This window comes from Streptomyces sp. Je 1-79 (genome assembly GCF_025195125.1).
Taxonomy (GTDB): domain Bacteria; phylum Actinomycetota; class Actinomycetes; order Streptomycetales; family Streptomycetaceae; genus Streptomyces.
This window is the reverse complement of record NZ_JAMGSL010000004.1, coordinates 370,097-388,741: the sequence shown is the minus strand read 5'-3', so window position 1 is coordinate 388,741 and position 18,645 is coordinate 370,097. Positions and strand designations below refer to the sequence as shown.

General features: G+C 74.7%; 14 protein-coding genes and 3 tRNA genes. 7 read left to right on the top strand and 10 right to left on the bottom strand.

Annotated features, from left to right (window positions below):
• Window positions 1–14: 14 nt before the first annotated feature.
• The 3 genes from M5362_RS09670 to M5362_RS09660 all read right to left on the bottom strand — a co-directional run bounded on the left by M5362_RS09670 (window position 15) and on the right by M5362_RS09660 (window position 3,820).
• Complete coding sequence (locus M5362_RS09670) at window positions 15–1,481, bottom strand: ABC transporter permease (RefSeq protein WP_260226964.1); 1,467 nt, start codon at window positions 1,479–1,481, stop codon at window positions 15–17.
• 282 nt (window positions 1,482–1,763) lie between these two features.
• Window positions 1,764–3,002 carry an ROK family protein gene (locus tag M5362_RS09665; protein WP_260226963.1) on the bottom strand — a complete coding sequence of 413 codons (1,239 nt, stop codon included), beginning with the start codon at window positions 3,000–3,002 and terminating at the stop codon, window positions 1,764–1,766.
• A 245-nt stretch (window positions 3,003–3,247) separates the two neighbouring features.
• Window positions 3,248–3,820, bottom strand: coding sequence for an antibiotic biosynthesis monooxygenase (locus M5362_RS09660; RefSeq protein ID WP_260226962.1), 573 nt, complete (start codon window positions 3,818–3,820; stop codon window positions 3,248–3,250).
• A 120-nt stretch (window positions 3,821–3,940) separates the two neighbouring features.
• On the opposite strand from M5362_RS09660, the gene M5362_RS09655 reads away from it, so the two are divergent.
• From M5362_RS09655 to M5362_RS09640, 4 genes are all read left to right on the top strand, one after another.
• Window positions 3,941–4,012: transfer RNA gene (locus M5362_RS09655), tRNA-Ala, on the top strand.
• Between the two features lie 6 nt (window positions 4,013–4,018).
• Window positions 4,019–4,091 (top strand) — tRNA-Ser (locus M5362_RS09650).
• Window positions 4,092–4,121: 30 nt separating this feature from the next.
• The gene (locus M5362_RS09645) at window positions 4,122–5,543 is read left to right on the top strand and encodes an SDR family NAD(P)-dependent oxidoreductase (protein WP_260226961.1); all 1,422 of its coding nucleotides are present in this window, start codon (window positions 4,122–4,124) and stop codon (window positions 5,541–5,543) included.
• Window positions 5,540–6,781, top strand: a complete 1,242-nt coding sequence (locus tag M5362_RS09640) for a ribonuclease inhibitor (RefSeq protein ID WP_260226960.1) — start codon at window positions 5,540–5,542, stop codon at window positions 6,779–6,781. Before M5362_RS09645 ends, M5362_RS09640 begins: the two co-directional genes overlap by 4 nt.
• Window positions 6,782–7,019: 238 nt before the next feature.
• Here the strand turns inward: M5362_RS09640 and M5362_RS09635 are convergent, their stop codons facing one another.
• From M5362_RS09635 to M5362_RS09620, 4 genes are all read right to left on the bottom strand, one after another.
• Window positions 7,020–9,785 (bottom strand): helix-turn-helix transcriptional regulator, encoded by a 2,766-nt coding sequence (locus tag M5362_RS09635; protein WP_260226959.1) that lies wholly within the window; start codon window positions 9,783–9,785, stop codon window positions 7,020–7,022.
• A 106-nt stretch (window positions 9,786–9,891) separates the two neighbouring features.
• Window positions 9,892–10,758: an alpha/beta hydrolase family protein gene (locus M5362_RS09630; RefSeq protein ID WP_374214435.1), complete on the bottom strand. Its 867-nt coding sequence runs from the start codon at window positions 10,756–10,758 to the stop codon at window positions 9,892–9,894.
• Between the two features lie 331 nt (window positions 10,759–11,089).
• A complete protein-coding gene (locus M5362_RS09625; RefSeq protein WP_260226958.1) occupies window positions 11,090–12,931 on the bottom strand; it encodes an AAA family ATPase in 1,842 nt (613 codons plus the stop codon).
• Complete coding sequence (locus M5362_RS09620; RefSeq protein WP_260227165.1) at window positions 12,928–14,334, bottom strand: hypothetical protein; 1,407 nt, start codon at window positions 14,332–14,334, stop codon at window positions 12,928–12,930. Before M5362_RS09620 ends, M5362_RS09625 begins: the two co-directional genes overlap by 4 nt.
• Before the next feature lie 104 nt (window positions 14,335–14,438).
• Between M5362_RS09620 and M5362_RS09615 the strand changes: the two genes are divergently transcribed.
• Window positions 14,439–14,514 (top strand) — tRNA-Trp (locus M5362_RS09615).
• Window positions 14,515–14,551: 37 nt separating this feature from the next.
• Here M5362_RS09615 and M5362_RS09610 read toward each other — a convergent pair.
• Entirely contained in the window at window positions 14,552–15,394 is an 843-nt protein-coding gene (locus tag M5362_RS09610) for a hypothetical protein (protein WP_260226957.1), read from the bottom strand.
• Between the two features lie 287 nt (window positions 15,395–15,681).
• Here M5362_RS09610 and M5362_RS09605 point away from each other — a divergent pair, with 287 nt between their 5' ends.
• The gene (locus tag M5362_RS09605) at window positions 15,682–16,680 is read left to right on the top strand and encodes a helix-turn-helix transcriptional regulator (protein WP_260226956.1); all 999 of its coding nucleotides are present in this window, start codon (window positions 15,682–15,684) and stop codon (window positions 16,678–16,680) included.
• A gap of 13 nt (window positions 16,681–16,693) precedes the next feature.
• Here the strand turns inward: M5362_RS09605 and M5362_RS09600 are convergent, their stop codons facing one another.
• Window positions 16,694–16,948, bottom strand: coding sequence for a hypothetical protein (locus tag M5362_RS09600; protein WP_260226955.1), 255 nt, complete (start codon window positions 16,946–16,948; stop codon window positions 16,694–16,696).
• A gap of 2 nt (window positions 16,949–16,950) precedes the next feature.
• Window positions 16,951–18,180 carry an amidohydrolase gene (locus M5362_RS09595; RefSeq protein WP_260226954.1) on the bottom strand — a complete coding sequence of 410 codons (1,230 nt, stop codon included), beginning with the start codon at window positions 18,178–18,180 and terminating at the stop codon, window positions 16,951–16,953.
• Window positions 18,181–18,417: 237 nt separating this feature from the next.
• On the opposite strand from M5362_RS09595, the gene M5362_RS09590 reads away from it, so the two are divergent.
• Complete coding sequence (locus M5362_RS09590; RefSeq protein WP_015609023.1) at window positions 18,418–18,594, top strand: thiazolylpeptide-type bacteriocin; 177 nt, start codon at window positions 18,418–18,420, stop codon at window positions 18,592–18,594.
• Window positions 18,595–18,645 lie beyond the last annotated feature (51 nt).

The following is an 18,645-nucleotide window of genomic DNA, read 5'->3' as shown; positions in this document are numbered from 1 at the left end:
GTTCGGGCTACCGGCTACTCGACGCGGCGCAGCGCGTCCGCCGGGCGCAGGCGCGAGGCGCGCCAGGCGCCGAAGCCGCCCGCGACGAGACCGCCGCCGAGGGCGAGGAGGACGGCGAGGCCGACGGTGGTCAGGCTCACGGGCGCGGTGAGGGCGATGTCGAGGGTGCTGCCCGCCCCGCTCCCGTCGCGGGCCGCGGTCATGCCGGGGCCGCCGAGCATCCGGCCGCCGCCGGGGCCGCCGCCCGTCAGCGCGCCCGTGCCGAGCTCGGCGGTGAGGGTCGGACTGACGGCGGTGACGAGGTAGGCGCCGCCGAGGCCCACGGCGATGCCGAGCGCGCCTCCGATCAGGCCGTTGACGAGCGCCTCGCCCATGACCTGCCGGGTGACCCGGCCGCTCTTCCAGCCGAGCGCCTTGAGGGTCCCGAACTCGCGGACCCGGCGGCTGACGGCGGAGGAGGTGAGCAGACCGGCGACGAGGACGGCGGCGACGAGGACGGCGTACGAGAGCCACCTGCCCACGTTGGTGGCGAGGTCGGCGGCGGTGTCGAGGGAGCCGGAGACGGTCTCGGCGAGGTCGGCGGAGGTGGTGACCGTGGTGCCGGAGACGTTCTGCTGGATGGCGGCCTTGACGGCCTCGATCTTCGTCGAGTCGGTCGCCTTCACATAGACGGTGGTGATCTGGTCCTTGGAGCCGGAGAGCGTCTGGGCCTTCTTGAGCGGCAGATAGACCTGGGCCGCGGCCTGGCCGCTGTCGGCGGTGGCAATGCCGACGACGTCGAACTTCACGCCCTTGACCGTGAGCGTCTTGCCGACGTCGAGGCCCTCCTGCTTGGCGTAGGCGCTGTCGAGCACGACGACGGCGGCGTCGGTCTCGGTGGTCTTGAAGGTACGGCCCTTGGTGAGGCTGGAGGTGGTGAGGGGGCCGAGGTCGGGGGCGGTGACGTCGGTGCCGTAGAGGGTGAAGGAGTTGACGTCGAAGGCGGCGCCTCCGCCTTCGACGCGTCCCCCGCCGCCCCCGCCGCCACTCGGGCCGCCGGGCTGGGCGGGCTGCGCCTGCCGGATCTCGCCGCGCTTGAACTCTCCGTCGATCTTGAGGTTGGTGAGGCTGAGCCCGCCGACGGCCTGGGCGACGCCGTCCTGCTTCCCGACGGTGGTGACGGTGGAGGCGGCGAGGGTCTGGAACCCCTGGACCATCAGCCGGTCGCTGCTCTGCTCCTCGCCGTCCTCGCTCGCGTCGAACTCGAACCGCGGCCGCCGCACCTGCCCACCGGCCTCGGGCTCCTCGCGGGCCTTGGTGACGGTCAGATCGGTACCGAGCCCGTAGAGGGACTCCAGGACCTGGGTCTGGGCCTGCTTCATCCCGGAGGCCACGGAGTTGACGACGATGACCAACGCGATACCGAGCGCGAGCCCGGAGGCGACGACGAGCGCCGCCTTTCTGCGACGGCGCAGCTCGCGCCGGAGGTAGGTGAAGAACATGGGCGCGAAGCTAGGCGCGCGCGGTGATGGCTGGATAAGGCCTGCGTGAGAGTGGGATGAGAGTGGCGGGGGGCGGGGCCGCGGTGGGCGCGTCGGCGGGGGTGGCGGGGGATGGGTGCGCTGGCGGGGGGCCGGTGGGGTGTCCGCTGGCGGGGGCCGGTCGTAGGTCGGGGTTGGTGCGGTGGGGGGGTGGGGAGCGGGGGCTCAGGTGGCGTACGGAGCGGGGCGGCCGGAGCGGGGTGGCGGGGGGTCAGGTGGTGTACGGGGCGGGGTGGCGGGGGCTCAGGTGGTGTAGGAGAGCGGGTCCGTCAGGACCTGGCGGATGACGAACGCGGCCGCGCCGCGGGACGCGGGGCTGGCGGCGGAGGCGGTGCGCAGGCGGCCCGCCGGGCTCGCCGCGGAGGCGGCGCGGAGGCGGCCCGCCGTCGGCTTCCAGAGGCCGGAGACGACCCGGCGGGCGAGTTCGGCGTCGACGGACGGGCCCAGCCGGGGCATCAGCCTCGGGTAGATCCCGCCGAGCACCACGGCCTCGGGGTCGAGCAGGTTCACCGCGCCGGAGAGCGCGAGCCCGAGCATCCGCCCCGCCTCCTCGACGGCGGCCACCGCCCGTGGCTCCCCGGCGTCGGCGCGGCGCGCCAGCTCCTCGACATCGGCCGCCCCCGCCGACCGCAGGAGCGCCGCCTGGCCCGCGTACTGCTCCAGGCAGCCCCGTGAGCCGCACCGGCACAGAGGGCCGTTCGCGTCCACGGGCAGGTGGCCGATCTCTCCCGCGAAGCCGTGCGCGCCGCGCAGCAGCTCGCCGCCCACGACGATCGCGCCGCCCACGCCGATCTCACCCGTGAGGTACAGGAAGCTCCGTACGTCGCCCAGCGCGCCGAACCACAGCTCGGCCGACGCCGCGGCGTTCGCCTCGTTGTCCGAGGCGACCGGCAGCTCCGGACGTCCGGGCCGCAGCGCGGCGAGCGCGGCGCCGAACAGCCGGTCGGCCGCCACACGGTTCCAGCCGAGGTTCGGGGCCTGGTGGACGGTGCCGGACGAGACGAGGCCCGGCAGGGCGAGCCGTACCCCCGCCGGACGGAGCTCCCGTTCCGCCGCGTGCCGCAGGGCGTCCGCCGCGATCCCGGCGGCGCGCGCGAGGACCGCGTCCGGCTCGGCGGCGCGGTTGTCGAGGGGTTCGGTGACCCTCACCCGGTCGGCGCCCGCGAGGTCGACGACGCAGACGGACACGTAGTCGACGTTGATCTCGACCCCGAGTCCGGCCGGACCGGTACCGGCGGCCTTCAGGACCGTGCCCGGCCGCCCTGCCTGTCCGCTGAAGGTCTTGCCCGACTCGACCAGGAAGCCCTGCTCCAGGAGCTGTTCGACCAGCGAGGAGACGGCCGCACGGGTGAGGCCCACGCGCGCCGCGACGGCCGCGCGGGTGGTCTCGCCGGCCTCGTGGACGGTCCGCAGGACGAGGCTGAGGTTGTGCCGCCGCACGCTCGCCTTGTCGGCCTTGGGCTCGGAGGGCCGCGGTTCCACGGGCGTCCGGCCGTCCTCCGGCGCCGCTTCCGCCCGCACGCCTTCCGCCTGCCCGCGTCGCACCGGCCGGTGTTCCACGGGGCGCTCATCCCCCGTCCGCGGAGTCCTGTTCATCGTGCGTCGAGCCTAATCCCACCACGCCGCCGACGACGCCCAGGTCACCGGGGACGGCCGCTGTACGGGCTGCGGGACCGCGGTCCCGGTCGGCGACCTCCTCGTGGCTCCCGGCCCCGGGGCCTGTGACGCTACCGGCCGAGCCAGCCTCGCAGGAGCCTGCTCACGGCCGGCATCGCCACGTACGTCATCAGGACGTTGAAGACCGCGGCGACGACCGCGCTGCTGAGGACGAGGGGCAGCGCGGTCAGGCGGGGTACGAGGAGGACGCTGCCGAGCAGGGAGATCGGATAGATCGCCAGGGTCGCGCTGATCGCCATCTTCCACCGCGGCGGCGCCGGCCGCGTCGAGCCCGGCTTGGCGAACCAGGTCTCCATGCCGGTCAGTTTCCGGCGGGCGACCTCGGTGTGGTGGTGCCCCTCGCAGTCGGCGAACCACGCCGCACGCTCCGGGGACTCCTGCCAGGCCCGGCAGGCCTCCGCGTCCCTGAACCGGTGGACGAGGAACCACGGGGCGTCGCCGCCGGACGAGCGGAAGAGGCCGTATCCGAGATGGCCGGGGAAGGCGGCCGCGCTGTCGAGGATGCCCTTCGCCCACTGTTCGAAGGCGGTTTCGTAGCCGGGCTCCACCCGGCGGGCTATCAGCAGGGTCACCTCGCCCGTATCGGCGGGGACGGTGGCGTGTTCGAGACTCACCGCGGTCACACAGACTCCTCGTGATCACACCGCGCCCGCGCCCACTCTACGCGGCGCCCGGCGGGGGCTGCGGGGCGGCCCGAGGGCCCACCTGCTCCCGATGCGCCGCCGGTATGATCACCGCACTGCCCGGACGTAGCGCAGAGGCAGGCGCACCGACTTGGCAAGTCGGGCACGTCGGTTCGACTCCGACCGTCCGGGCAGCCCGGTCCCGTAGCGCAGAGGCAGTCGCACCCTCCTGCTCGGAGGGAACACGCCGGTTCGAATCCGGCGGGGACCACGGGAACGACGACGGCGGGGCGGAACGGACATGGGGCGGATCGGCGAGGAACGGCGGGCCGACGGGGAGTCGACCGGCGGGGCAGAGTCGACCGGCGGAGACTCGAACGGCGGCGAGCAGCCGATCGGTGACGAGGAGCTGGCCGCCTTCCACCGTACGGTCGGCAGGCTGCGCGCCCTGCCCGTCGACGATCCGGTCCGGCTCCGCGCCGAGCAGGTCGCCGAGTCCTTCTCCCGTGACGGCCGCACCCGGCGCCGCAAGGCCCGCAACGACGCCCGTGGCGAGGCCGACGCCACGGTCGTGGCCGCCACGGCGACCGGCGCGGTCGCCCGGCGCGAGGACGCCCCGCTGGGCCGCGAGCACGCGGGCGGCGGCGGGGTCTTCCACCGGCCCCGGCGCTGCTACGTCTGCAAGTCGCGCTACCAACGGGTCGACGCGTTCTACCACGCGCTCTGTCCGGAGTGCGCCGCCGACAACTCCGCCCGTCGCGCCCTCTCGACCGACCTCACCGGCCGCCGTGCCCTGCTCACCGGCGGCCGGGTCAAGATCGGCTTCCAGCTGGCGCTGATGATGCTCAGGGACGGCGTCGAACTCCTCGTCACCTCCCGCTTCCCGCACGACACGCTCCGCCGGTTCCAGGCCGTCCCCGGGAGCGACGCGTGGCTCGACCGGCTGACCGTCGTCGCCGTCGACCTGCGCGACCCGCGCCAGGTCCTCGGGGTCTGCGAGCGGCTCCACGAGGCCGGCGAACCGCTCGACATCCTCGTCAACAACGCCGCCCAGACCGTCCGCCGCCCGCCCGAGTCGTACGCGCTGCTCGCCGCGGGCGAGTCCGCGGCGCTCCCCGGCGGTGCCTGGGCAGCCCCCGGTTACGCCCCGTTGAGGGCCCTGGAGGCGCCCTCCGCCGGGGGCGCGCTGGCGCTGGTCCTGGCGGAGGCCGACGAGGCGGGCCTGCTGCCCGACCACGCCCCGGTGAACTCCTGGTCGGCCAGGATCGGCGAGCTCGACCCGGCGGAGCTCCTGGAGACCCAGCTCGTCAACGCCCTCGCGCCCGCGCTGCTGGTGGACCGGCTCCTGCCGCTGCTGCTCGCCTCGCCGCGGCCGAACCGGTACGTCGTCAACGTGACCGCCGTGGAGGGCCGCTTCGCCGTACGGAACAAGACCGCCGGGCACCCGCACACGAACATGGCCAAGGCCGCGCTCAACATGCTGACCCGCACCAGCGGACCCGAACTCGCCGCCCAGGGTGTCCACATGTGCAGCGTCGACACCGGCTGGATCACCGACGAGAACCCGATGCCGAAGAAGAACCGTATCGCCGCCCAGGGGTTCCGTACGCCGCTGGACATCGTGGACGGGGCCGCCCGGGTCTACGACCCGATCGTGCGCGGAGAGGCCGGCGCGCCCGTGTCCGGCGTCTTCCTCAAGGACTACCAGGAGGCGGAGTGGTGACCGGGCCGCCGGAGAAGCCGGCGGGCGACGAGGGCGGCGGCCCCTTCGCGGGGGTGCCGCACGTCCTGCCCCGTTCGGTCGCCGACCTCGGTCCGCTGATCGCCTGGCTGCGCGGCGGCCGCGCCGCCGACGGCCGGATCGACTTCCCGGCCGGGACCGCGATGCCCGACGGCCGGCTCGACCTGTGCAAGCAGGCACTCGGCCCCGCGGGCGCCGCGCTGATCGCCGAGGCCCTCGGCGACGCCGCGGGCCCGGCGCGGGTCCGGCATCTGCTCCTGGGGACCGACGGGCTCGGCGACGACGGCGCGGCGGACGTCGCCGAGAAGACCGTCGGCGCCGGGGTCGAGACGCTCTATCTGGGCTGCAACGGCATCACCGCGGGGGGCGCCTGCCGGATCGCCGACGGCCTGCGCGCCTCCGAGCACGTCGTCAGCGGGGTCTGGCTCAAGCGCAACCCGCTGGGGACGGACGGCGGCCGGGCGGCCGCCGATCTCGTGGCCGCCGCCTCCGGCCTTCGTACCCTCGACCTGGTGCAGACCGGCCTCGACCCGGCGGGCCTCGCCGTCCTCGCCGAGACCCTGCTCGCGGCCGCCGCCTCCGGCCGCCGGATCGAACGGCTCTTCGTCGGCGGCAATCCGCTCGGCCGCTCCGGCGCCGCGCCGCTCGCCGCTCTGCTCGCCGCCGGAGCGGTCGACGAGCTGTACGCGTCGGCGGCCCGGCTGGGTGACGCCGGGGCGCTGCTGCTCGCGGACGCGCTGGAGCGCGCGCCGTACGGGCGTACCGCCCGGCTCTCCGTGGCCAGCAACGGCATCGGCCCCGAGGCCGCCGCCCGGCTCGTCGCCGCGGCGGCCGGTGCGGGCGTCGCACTGCTCGACCTCGGCCGGGTCCGGGCCGCGGGCACGCTCGGCGCGGCGGACAACCACGTCGACCTCGCGGCCGCGACCGCGATCGGCGAGACCCTGGCGGCGCGCGAGCACCGCCTGACGCATCTCGTCCTCGCCCACACGGGCCTGCGCAGCCGCGAAGCCCACCGGATCCTCGACGCCGCGCCCCGGGCGGTCACCCCGACGCGCTACGTCCTCGGCAAGGGCGTCGCGACCAGCGTCCGACGCCGGCTCGACGAGTTCAGCGCGCACCTGCCGAAACCCACGGTCTCCGCCGACATCAAGGCGGTCCGCAGCGTCCACCGCACACCCCCGGCGGGGCCGGGGAACCCTGCGGACCCGGGGACCGAGTGAACCCCGGGGCCCCGTGGACCCGGCGGGGCCGGAGGCCCTGAGGGTCTCGGGGGCCCGGCGGGTCTCGGGGGCCCGGCGGGGCCGGGGGGCCTGAGGGTCTCGGGGGCCCTGGCGGCCTCGGGGGGCCGAGTGGGCCCCGGCGGCCCCGGCGGACGACGGCTGAGTTCCGGCTCGACGGCGGACGGGCGGCCGCGGGTCCGTCACGGGGCGGCGCGTGAGCGACGGGCCGCGGGGCCCGTCATGGGCCGGCGCGGTGGGCGTCCCCCGCGGCGCGGGTCAGGAGCCCCGAGAGTTCGACGCGGGAGCGGACGCCGAGCCGGGCGAACACGTTCCGCAGGTGGTGGTCGATCGTGCGGGGGCTCAGCGACAGCCGGTCGGCGATCTCGCGGTTCGTCGCCCCCGCCGCCACCAGGCCCGCGATGCGCTGCTGCTGGGGTGTCAGCTCCCGGGCGGCCTCCTGTGAGGCCGCGGCGGAACCACCGACCGCGCCGCCGGTCGCCCGCAGTTCCGCCCTGGCCTGGTCCGCCCAGACACCGGCCGCCGCCCGTTCGAAGGTGACGAGCGCGTCGCTGAGGGGCCCCCGGGCCTCCACCGGGCGTCGGCGCCGGCGCAGCCACTTGCCGTACGCGAGCAGGGTCCGCGCCCGCTCGAAGTCGTTGCCGGTCTCCTCGTGATGCCGCACCGCCTCTCCGTACCAGTGCGCCGAGTCGTCCGCACCGGCCAGCAGCGCACGGCAGCGGGCCAGTTGGGCGGGCGCCTGGGGATCGGCCCCCAGACCGGCCCAGACGGCGAACTCCTCCGTCGCGACCCGCGCGTCCGCCGCACGGCCCGCCGCGCAGGCGGCCTCGACGAAGCAGGGCACGGCCAGCATCCTGAGGGCGAAGTGGCCGCTGCGGGGCCCCTGGCCGACGAGAGGAGCGAGGCGCGCCGCGGCCTGGGCGGCGAGCCCGTCGGCCAATTCGGCCCGGGCCAGGGACCACTCGGCGAGGGTCGTCGCCTGGACGAGCCCGTGCGGCCGGGCGGTCCCGAGCGCCCGCCCGGCGTGCTCCTCGACGGCACGCGTGTCGCCCGAGACGGAGGCCGCGAGTGCGAGCACGGCATGCTGGTGGGCGGCGGCGTTGCGCTGGCCGGTGAGTTCCGCCGTCCGCAGGCCCTCCCTCGCGTGGGCGGCGGCGCGTTCGTGACGTCCTGCCCTCAGTTCGGCGTATGCCAGGTGTTCGAGGACCCGCGGGAGCAGGGCGGTACGGCCCTCGGCCCGTACCTTGGCCAGTGCACGGGCGTGGATGCGTACGGCGGTGGGCGCGTCCCCGAGTACCAGGGCGGCGGCCCCCGCGCGCAGCAGGTGGCGCGGTTCCTCGGCCGCTCCGTCACGGGCCACGACACGGACCAGTGGCGCGTGGGCCTCGTGCAGCCGGACGGCCAGTGCCGCGCACATCCCGTCGCGGAAGTCCCGTTCGGCCGCGTCGGCGAAGTCGCCCGCCCCGCCCGGCCGGTCCCTCCCGAGCGAACGGTCCGGCCCGTCGGCCCCGTCGGCCCCGTCCGCCCCGTCCGCCCCGTCCGCCCCGACCGACAAGTCCGGCCCGTCCGCTCGTTCGCCACCGCCCCTGAGCGCGGTCGCGCAGGCTTCCGGGTCGCCGGCGGCCCAGGCCGCCTCCATGGCGAGGAAGCGCGCGTCGGCCGCCTCGTCGGGAGCGCCTTCCCGCAGCAGGGAGGCGGCGAGGAGGAGCACCTGATAAGCGTCCCCGACGGGGCCGTCGGCCAGTGCCGCGAGACCGCGCACCAGCTCGGCCCGCCCCCGCACCACGCCGGGCAGCGCCCGTACGTCCTCCGCGGCCCGGAGCCGGTCGGCCCGGTGACCGGCGCCCCGGGCCAGTGCGGAGTCCGTCGGGGCGGTCGGCGCCCCGGCTCCCGCCCCTGTGACGGTCCGGGTACCGGCCCGAGCACCCTCCCCGGCGGGCGGAGCGAAGAGGGCACGCAGGTCCCGGCGCCGTGACGGCGGTACGGTGCCCAGGACGGCACGCCGCAGGAACGGGTCCTCGAACCAGAGCGCCTCGCGGGTCCCCCGCAGCAGCCCGTCGGCGACCAGCCGGTCGAGCGCTTCGGGCGACGCCCGCACGGCGCGTGTCACCGCCAGGACCGCATCGGCGCCGACGGGGCGCGCCGCCGACGGCCCGGTCGCTGCCGGCTCCGGCTCGCCCGCGATCGCCACGAGCGTCAACACCCGTCCGGATTCCGCCGGCAGGGACTCCAGCAGTCCTCGGTACACCTCGGACAGCACCGCGTCGTCCGTCACGGCGTCCGGCGGCTCGCCGCCCCCGCCGTCCGGAGGGGCGGCGGGGTGGCCTGCGGCGGAGAGGCGTGCGGCCATCGCGGTCAGGACCCCAGGGTGCCCGGCGGCCTCGTCGAGCAGCCGGGCCCGTACGGAGGCCGTCAGCGGCGCCCGGCACACGTCGTCGAGGAGGGCGCCCGCACCCTGCCGGCCCAGCCGCCCCAGGCGCAGCACCCGGGCGCCCGGCACGTCGGGCGGCCGGTGATGGCCCGCGAACGAGACGACCCACGCCCAGGGGACGGGGCCCTCGCGCCACGCGGCGTCCAGTGCGGTGCGCGAGTGCGCGTCCCAGAGATGGTGGTCGTCCACGCAGAGCAGGAGGGGTTCACCGGGGCGCAGGGCGGTCAGCGCCCCCGCCACGCCCTCCGGTCCGCGGGCCGCCCGCACGGCGCGGCGCGCGGCAGAGGGCGTCGGGGCGAGAGCGGACACCAGGGCCCGCACCCCGCTCCAGGGCACCCGGTTGCCGCTCGGCGCGGCCACCCGGTGCGCCCGGATCGCGCAGTCCCGCACCGCCCGGTCGAGCAGTGCCGTCCGGCCCATCCCGGGGCCCGCGGTGACCAGCAGAACTCCGCCCGAACCGTCGGCGGCCCGCGCCGACAGCGCCGCCACCGCGGCGAGTTCGGGCGTACGGTCGTACAGCCGCGGAGCAGCGGCGGCCCTCGTCGCTCCACTCACGCCGCAACGGTACTGGCGGGTAAGGACGTGGGGAAAGAGCTGGGTGTTGGGCCTGGGCCCACACCTGCGGGACACCCGCTGTGCACGGGGACAAGCGTCGCCGCCGTCAGGAGCCGAGCGGGCAGCTTCCCCGGTACTCCTCGATCGTCAGGCTCGGCCGGGGCACCGGGCAGAGGAACTGGTCGTAGCGGGTGTCGTCGTCGATGAACCGCTTCAGCCAGGAGATGCTGTACTTCGCGATCGTCGTGTTCGAGCTGTTCGGCGTGAAGTGGGTGGCGCCGTTGAGCTCCAGGTACGCCTTGTCCAGGGACGCCGGCAGGCTCTCGTAGAACGGCTCCGAGTGGCTGCCGACGGGTGCGACGGTGTCGCCGTCGGCGCCCACGACCAGGGTCGGCGTGCTGATCTCCGGCCAGGTCTTGTCCGTGTTCCAGCCGGTGAGCGGGATGGCGGCCTTCAGCGAGGGCCGGCTCTTGGCCGCCTCAAGGGTGCCGCCGCCGCCCATCGAGTGGCCCATGACGCCCAGGCGCGAGGCGTCGACGCGGCCGCGCACCGAACTGCGCTGGGTCAGGTAGTCGAGGGCCGCCAGGAGTTGGCGGCCCCGGCTGTCCGGCTGGTCGAGCGTGGTGAGGGTGTCGATGGTGAAGACGACGAAGCCCTGCGAGGCCAGTCGCGGTCCCAGCCAGGCGATCGACGACTCGTACGCGGTGAAGCCGGGGGAGATCACCACCGCGCCGAACGTCCCGTCGCTCGTCGACGTCGGGTAGTACACGGTGCCGCCGCCGAAGCCGGTGACGGCGAGGGAGGAGACGCTGGTCTGGGAGACCGCGTAGGAGCCGCGCGCCGCCTCGATGGAGGCCACGGACGGTGCCGGCCCGCGCTGGTAGGGGTTGTCCGCGGCGGTGGCGGCGGGGGCGGGACCAGCCAGGAAGGCCAGGGATGACAGGGCTGCGGCGGCGGCGAGGTGTCGTTTCACGACGGAGTCGTCCTCTCGTGTCGTGTTGCGTCATGTCGGGGGTGTGCGGCGTCGGCCTGGGGATCGGCCGGCGCCCCGGTATCGACCGGCTCGGCCACTGTCGGGGCAGCGGCGGACGAAGGCATCGGTGAAACGACCGGTCACCCGGGTGCGGCCCCGACAGGGGCAGGACGCGCCACAGCGGAACGCCGCGTCACCGCCGCGCGCAGGGGCGGGTGACACGGCGCCGGGGCGGCCGAGGGAAGGTGCCGGGCGGCACGCACGGGAACAGCCACGGGGCGCGATTTCAGGGGCTCGGGCGCCGGGCGGGACTCACCCTGTGGGATCGGTGTCAGCGTGGCAGCGCCGCGAACACCTCGATCCAGAAGCGCTGGTGCTGTTCCGCGGCGCCGACCAGGTACGTCGAGCGCAGCTTCGGCGGCAGCAGAGCCACCAGGCGGGTCACCGCCTTGCGGTGCTTCTTCAGCTGTGACAGCTCGGCGTTGGCGATGATCTGGTGCACGACATCGCTGTCGTCACCGCCTTCCGAGGACCCGTCCGCCGCCCTCCGCAGCCGGGTCTCCCATGCGTCCACCTGCCGGGCCAGCTCCCGGAGTCCGGTCACCGGCCGGTTGTTCAGCCGGTCGACGAGGCTCGTGAGCTGTACCGGGGCGTACTCCCCGTCGCCCAGGTAGACCGTTCCCATCTCCAGGGGCAGCCCCCGCTGGTGGAGCTTGACCAGCCGCTCGATGGTCCGCTTCGTGATCCAGGCGCGGCCGTCGTCGTCGATGTCGTGCTTCCACCAGTCGAGCACGGTCTCGGCGACCGGCCCGTACTTCTCGATCAGCCACTCGTTGGCCGGGATGTCCCCGGGCTCCACGGTCAGTGAGGCCGTGAACCGCGTCGCCTGGGCGATGTTGTTCCGCGCCACGAGCAGTTTGCGGCCGAGATGGTACGGCGGGTTCTGGACGGCGATCTGTGCCCTCAGCCCCTCGATCGGGCGGCCGGCGAGGGACCACTCCTGGGTGATCTCCATCAGCTTGGCGAAGGCGGCCTTGTCCTTGGGGCGGTTGTACTCGTCCCAGACGATCGCCTTGGGCTCCGTGCCGGTGAACACGGCTGCCAGCAGATGGTCCAGCGACCCGTCGGGGGTGGGGATCGGGGCGCACAGGTCCTCGACGTTGGTGACCGGCAGCGAGAAGTACAGCGGCTCCCGTCCGCCGAGGCCTTCCCTGACCGTCTGCCGGACGAGCTCGGTCTTGCCGCACCCGGGCGGGCCCTGGAGCAGCACGGTCCACCGGTTGCGCAGGGCCGCCCGCACCACGCTGCGCACGGGGTCGGCGATCCGCGCCGGGTTCGGCACGCCGAGCTCCTGTGCGATCCGGTCCAGGATCTCCTGGGTCCGGTTGGGCCCGGGGCGGCCGTCGGGGCGCGGCTCGGCGAGCCGCAGCCGCTCCCCGTTGACCAGGGGGAGCCCCCAGCTCAGCGGAAAGCCCTCCTGGGCGTTGGCGAGGATGTGGTCCAGGGTGCGTGGCGAGAGCAGCTCGCGCAGACCGGGGCCCAGCGACGCCCACAGGGAGTACACCCCGCCGAGGTCCCAGCCGCGGTACTTCGCCGCCAGCTTGAACCGCCAGGCCGTGTCGTTGGCGGTGATCCGGATGGTGACCATCCGGTCCAGGATGGCGAGGTCGCTCCGGCGGGCGGCGGTCTCGGCGAGGGACTCGTTGTCGGTGAGGAAGACGCCGACGCAGCCGAGCGCCCTCAGGTCGTAGCCGCCGAGCGTCCAGTTGCAGGCGATCTGCATGAGCTGCGACTGGATCGACTCGCCCGCCTGCAGCGAGTCGTCGATGAGCAGGACGAACGGCCTGCCCGGCCTCAGCCGGCTCAGCACCAGCTGGCGCAGCACGAGCCGTCCGCTCTCCTCGTCCCGTACGGGAGCGTTGGCGAGCAGGTCGTCGGGGGTCAGGTTGGCGGCCGGGACGAAGACCAGCTCGGTGTCCGGGTAGGCCTCGGCGATGTGCGAGAAGAACGTCGCCGTCTTGCCCACGCCGTGCTCGCCGAAGATCTGGCCGGTCTGGCCCATGTCGATCATCGCGTCGACGAAGGCCTCCAGCCGCGACACCCCGGCCCAGCCCTCGGGCGGCTGCGGATAGGTGGCGTTGGGACGCCACGGAAGGGTGCGGGGCGTGGTCATCTCGATCCTGTCGTGACGCGATGGCAGGCCATCGGGGGTGTGTGGGAGTCGGGCCAGTCGTGGCCGCCCTCGGTGATCAGCCAGATCCATTTGTCGGGCTCGGCCGGGGTGATCGGGGGTGCGTACCCGTCGGTGAGCACCACCACGGCGTCCGGGATCTCGTCGAAGGGCCGGCCGTCGACGAGCGTCCGTCCCTCCACGTGGTCGGCGACGGCCTGGAAGCTCGTACCGCCGCCGCCGTAGACCCGCTCGCCCGGGCGGAAGGGCATCACCTCGGAGTCGAAGGAGAGCCAGTGGGCCTCCACCCCGTCGATTGCGCCGACCAGTTCGGTCAGCCAGTCGACGACGTGGTCCGGCATGGATCCGGAGGTGTCGTACGCGATGACGAGCACCTTGTCCCGCACGGGTCCGCGCCGCGAGAGCATCGGGTCGAGGCCGAGCGCCGCGAGGAGGGCGCCCCGCTTCTTCGGGTACACCAGCCGCTCCCCTTCGCGCAGTCTCGACGCGACGACGTCCACGAGCCAGCGCTGCCACCAGTCCACCTGCCCGGTCCGGGGCGTCTGCCCGCGCAGCAGTCCCGCGCCGAGCCGGCCCCACATCCGGGTGACCCGGTCCGAGGCACCGTCCGTGCGGTCCATCAGCTCGCCGATCTCCGCCTCGGCCGCCGCGTGGCCCCGGCGCGCCGCGAGCAGCGCGTTGAGCAGCACGGAGGAGGCGAGGGTGTCGACGGTCTCCTGGTCGGTGGGGGTCCCGGAGTGGGACAGCCGGACGCACAGCGCGGGCGCCGGCGCCGGGGGGTGCGCCATGCGCTTCAGCTCCCCGTACACCGACATGTCGGTGTCGATGAACTCCCGGTACTCCACCGGCTCCAGGCCGTGTGCCAGCAGGTCCGCGCGGTAGGCGGCGTGGATCTCGCGCGGGTCCACGCCCACCGGTGCGCCGTCGCGTGCCGGCAGTTCGCTCACACCGAGGCGCACCATCGCCACGTGGTTGATGGAGACCTCGGCGGCCAGGGTGAACACCGGGTCGCTCCGCAGCTCCTCCTCGACGAAGAGGTGCCGGTGGATCAGGTGCCGCGCCTCGTGGAAGAGGACGAACTTGACCCCGTCGAGACCGAGGGAGACGAAGAACTCCGGGTTGTAGACGAGCAGGCAGGTCCCGTCGCCGCTCGCCACGACCGCGGCCGTGTCCACCGCCGTGGTCGGTATCTGGTGACGGCACTTGGCGTACAGCCAGGAGGCCACTGCCGAACCGGAGAGCCCGAAGTCCAGCAGCGCGGCCTCCTTCAGCCGCAGCGCCTCGGCGATCACCGCGTCGTCGGCGGGCCGCCACCTCTCCAGTGCACGCCGGTCCGTCAGATCGACCACATGGCGCGGCCGTCCCCCGCGCTCCCCGTACGCCATCTCTCCCCCGTCACCCCCCTGGTGCCCACTCATTGCTATCAGGCGCCACCGACAACGGGCGAAGGTGTTTCCGCCAGGGCACGTCCTCTAGGATCGGCGGCAAGGCGGGGCCGTAGCGCAGAGGCAGACGCACCGGTCTCCAGAACCGGGACACGCTGGTTCGACTCCAGCCGCCCCGCCCCCTGTCCACCCCCCGCCCCTGCCCCTGGCGGGCGTCTCAGGCGATCGCGCCCGCCGTCACGATCAGCTCCGGAACGGTGCCGGTGAAGGTCGGCAGCAGCTGCGCCAGGACGGCCCAGGCCTCCAGGTCGGTCCCCAACGAGCCGCGCACCAGGGGCCGCAGTACGTCCTCGGCCTCCCGCGCCCGGGTGGGGAAGGCCCAGCGGCCGGTGTCCAGAGTGGTGAGGACCGTGCGGGCGGGGCGCCACTGGGCCACGAACGCGGCCGGGCCCTCGACGATGCCGGCGGTCCGCATCCGGTGGGCATGGCTCGGGTGGTCGGAGAACCGCTCCCGCAGGACCGAGGGGCAGTCGGGCCGCAGCGCGAGCGCCCACCGCGCGTACCCGGGCAGCGGCTCCTCGGCGTCCGCCTCCACGACGCGCGCCCAGTCCTCGCGGGCCACCGAGTTCGCGGCCCGGCGGCCTGCCCGCATGGTCGTCACCGCTCGGAACGCGGGGACCAGCTCCTCCGCCGGGAGACGGTTCACCCCTGTCCGGAGGGGTCGCTCACGCATCTGCCTGGTCAGCGGGACCGTGGCGTGCCGGTCGGGCCCGAAGGGCTCGCCGTTGACGACGGCCAGCTCCAGCGCACCGGGCAGACCGCCCGCGTAGAAGACGATGAGTTCGTTGATCTCCGGCCGGTCCTCCTCCAGCATCCAGAGCCGTGCGGAGGCCGGGGGGACGGCGGACGACAGCTGCGACACGGCGGTCCAGCGCGGAGGGATGACGCCGGTAGGACGCTCCGCGACCCCGATCCGCTCCCGTATCCGACCCGTGCCGTCCGGGTCCGCCAAGGAGACGAGCACGTCCAGCGCGCCGTCCGCCGTGCTGTCATGCTGCATGGCCCCGCCCCTCTCGTGTTCCTCGGGCCGCGTCCGCCCCGATCGTGCCAAGACCGGGAAAGAGTACGGGAATCGCCGCCCCCACCAGCCGGGATTCCCTGTGCGCCGGGGCGGCCCACGGCCGGGGAGGGCGCCGCCCACTCACAATTCACCGACGCTTCGTACACACTCCGGTCCGAGCCGGTCACGGTTCGCGGTGCGATCATCTAGTGTTCCCACGACCACACCGGTGGCTCGCGCGATCCGCTCACCGCCACCGTGGAGCAGCTATGGGGGGCGATGCGCACGTGGCTGAGAACGCGATGGCCGTGTTCGGGGTGTCGGCTCTGGAGGAGGAGCTCTACCGGCATTTCCTCCGCAATCCCGACACCCCCGCCGACGACGTCCATCTGTTGCTGCACACCGACCCCGACGAGACCCGCGTGGGCCTCGAACGGCTTCGGGCGCTGGAGCTGGTCCACCCGGAGCGGCCCGACGGCCGGGTCTCCCCCGCCGACCCCGAGACCGCCCTGACCCGGCTGACCGACCGCCGACTGGGCGAACTGCACCGGGAGTTGCAGCGGGTCACCCGATCCCGGCACGTCATCGACGGGTTACGCGCGGAGACCGCGGCCCGCACGGAGCCCGCGGTCGGCATCGAGCAGGTGGAGGGGCTCGCCAACATCCGCAACCGGATCGACGATCTCGCCTTCTTCGCCCGCGACGAGATCCTGGCCGTGGAGACGTACCCGCGGCTCTCCCCCGAGAACATCGCCCGGTCCCGGCCGCTCGACCTGCGCTGTCTGCGGCGGGGGGTGCGGATCCGCAACGTCGTCGTCCGTGCTGCCCTCGACGACCTGCCCACCGCCGACTACCTGCGCGAACTGGCCGCCCACGGCGCGGAGATCCGGGTCACCGGCGAGACCGCCGAGCGGATGATCGTGTACGACCGCAGCACCGCGCTCGTACCGCTGGATCCCCGCAACACCGCGCGGGGCGCGCTGCTCGCCCACCGGAGCGGACTGGTCAGCAACATCATCGCCCTGTTCGAGAAGATCTGGGAGTCCGCCGACGACCTCGCGTCGCCGGAGGGCCGGGACGGCTCCGTGCCGGGCCACGGGCTGACCGAGCGGGAGCGGCGCGTGCTGTCGTTCATGTGCACGGGCGGCAAGGACGAGGCGGGCGCCCGGGAGCTGGAGGTGTCGGTCCGCACGTACCGGCGCTACGTGGCCGAGCTGCTCCAGACGCTCGGCGCCAACAGCAGGGCCCAGGCGGCGCTGCTCGCGCGCGACCGGGGCTGGATCTGATCCAACCGCCCTCTCAGCACGGCACCGACCAGCCGCGCAGGGCGGCGTCCGCCAGCACGGTGGCCACGGTGCCGCGCACGGCAGGGGGGTCGGTCTCCCCGTCCAGGGCGATCCGCAGCAGGATGCGGTCGGCGGCCACGACGGGGGCACAGGCCCAGTGCGCCGGCAGCAGGCCCAGCAGACGGATCACGGTCGTCTGGCCCGCGGGGGCCGTGGCGTCGTGGCGTACGGCCACGACGTCGACGTACCGGGTCGCGCGGTCGGTCATGATCACGCCGCCTCTCCAGCCGTGAGGACGTGCAGGGCGGCGGCAACCAGGGCCGTGATGCCGGTCGGCAGGGCGGTCCGCACGTCGGGGGCGAACTCCGGTGCGTGGTTGGCCGGTACCGGTTCCCCCGCCTCCACCGCCCGGCGCCACCGCGCCGCTCCGGTGGTGCCGAGCAGCCAGTAGGCCAGGGGTACGCCGTCCGTGCCGAAGGCGGCGAAGTCCTCCGTGGCGGTGAGGGGTGGCGTGAGGGTCACACGGTGTGCGCCGAGCACCTTCTCGTGGACCTCGCGCAGGGCGGCGGTGGCCGCCGCGTCCGGTACGAGGACGGGTGAGCGGGCGGTGACGGTGAACTCCGGTTCGGCCGGGCACGCGGAGGCCGCGCACTCGGCGCGGACGATCCGCTCGACCGCCGCGTCGACCCGGGCCAGCGTCGCGGCGTCGAACGCCCTTGTGGACAGACTCAGTTGCGCCCGGTCGGGGATGACGTTCGCGCGGTCCCCGGCCCGCAGGGCACCGACGGTGAGGACCACCGGAACGGCGGGCGCGGTCTCCCGCGCGACCACCGACTGGAGCCGTACGACGGTGGAGGCGGCGGTCAGCACCGGGTCGACGGACAGGTGCGGGGCGCCGCCGTGGCCGCCCCGCCCGTGGATGACCACCTCCAGAGCCGTGCTCGCCGGCATCAGCGGCCCCGGTCCGCCGTGGGCGACCGTCCCGGCCGGCAGCGAGGAGGCGTGCTGGGCCAGGACCAGGTCGGGTCTGCCGAACCGTTCGTACAGTCCGTCCGCGACCATCGCCCGCGCCCCTTCCAGGGTCTCCTCGGCGGGCTGGCCGACGACCAGGAGCGTGCCCCGCCAGGCGGTCCGGGTACGGGCGAGCCGGGCGAGTGCCCCGGCCGCGGCGGCCAGGTGGAGATCGTGCCCGCAGGCGTGCATCACGCCGGGGACGGTGCTGGCGTACCGCAGTCCGGTCCGCTCGGTGACCGGCAGGGCGTCGAGTTCGGCGCGGAGCATCACGGTGGGTCCGGGGCCGTTGCGCAGGACCCCGACGACGCCCGCGCCGCCGCCCACGCCCCGGGTGACCGTGCAGCCGTGCTCCTCCAGCAGGGCGGCGAAGCGGCCGGCCGTACGTGTCTCGTGGCCGGACAGCTCGGGGTGGGTGTGGAGATCGAGGTAGAGCTCCAGCGCGGACCGCAGCTCCTCCATGGGGACGTCGGTGGCTGTCGTGTCCATGTGTGCCTCCTGCCGGGGGTTCGGACGGCCCGCCCCCGCTGACGGACGGCCGTCCCGCTTCTTCGCGAGGGTGGGCCACGGGCCGGTCAGCGCGGCCCTCGGGGCGCTGTCACCGGGTGACAGCGAACTGACAGGGGCACGACGGCCGATCTGACAGCGGGCCCGGCTGGAATGGGGCACCGCAAGGGAGAGCCGCCGGATCGGCCGGCGGACCCCGGTGACGCGAAGGAGAACACCATGGCGCCCAAGACCGAGCTCGCGACCCTCGCCGACGAGATCCTGGAGCTGGAGTCGGAGACCTTCGAGATCTCGGACTACTCGGACGCGGTCGAGGTCGTCCTCGCCGGGTGCACGTCCTCCTCCTCGACCTCCACCTGCTCCAGCACGACCAGCACCACCTCCTGCAGCGCCTGATCCCCGGGCGGTCGCGGTCGGCAGCCCCCTCCCGGCGGTACGTCCCGCCCG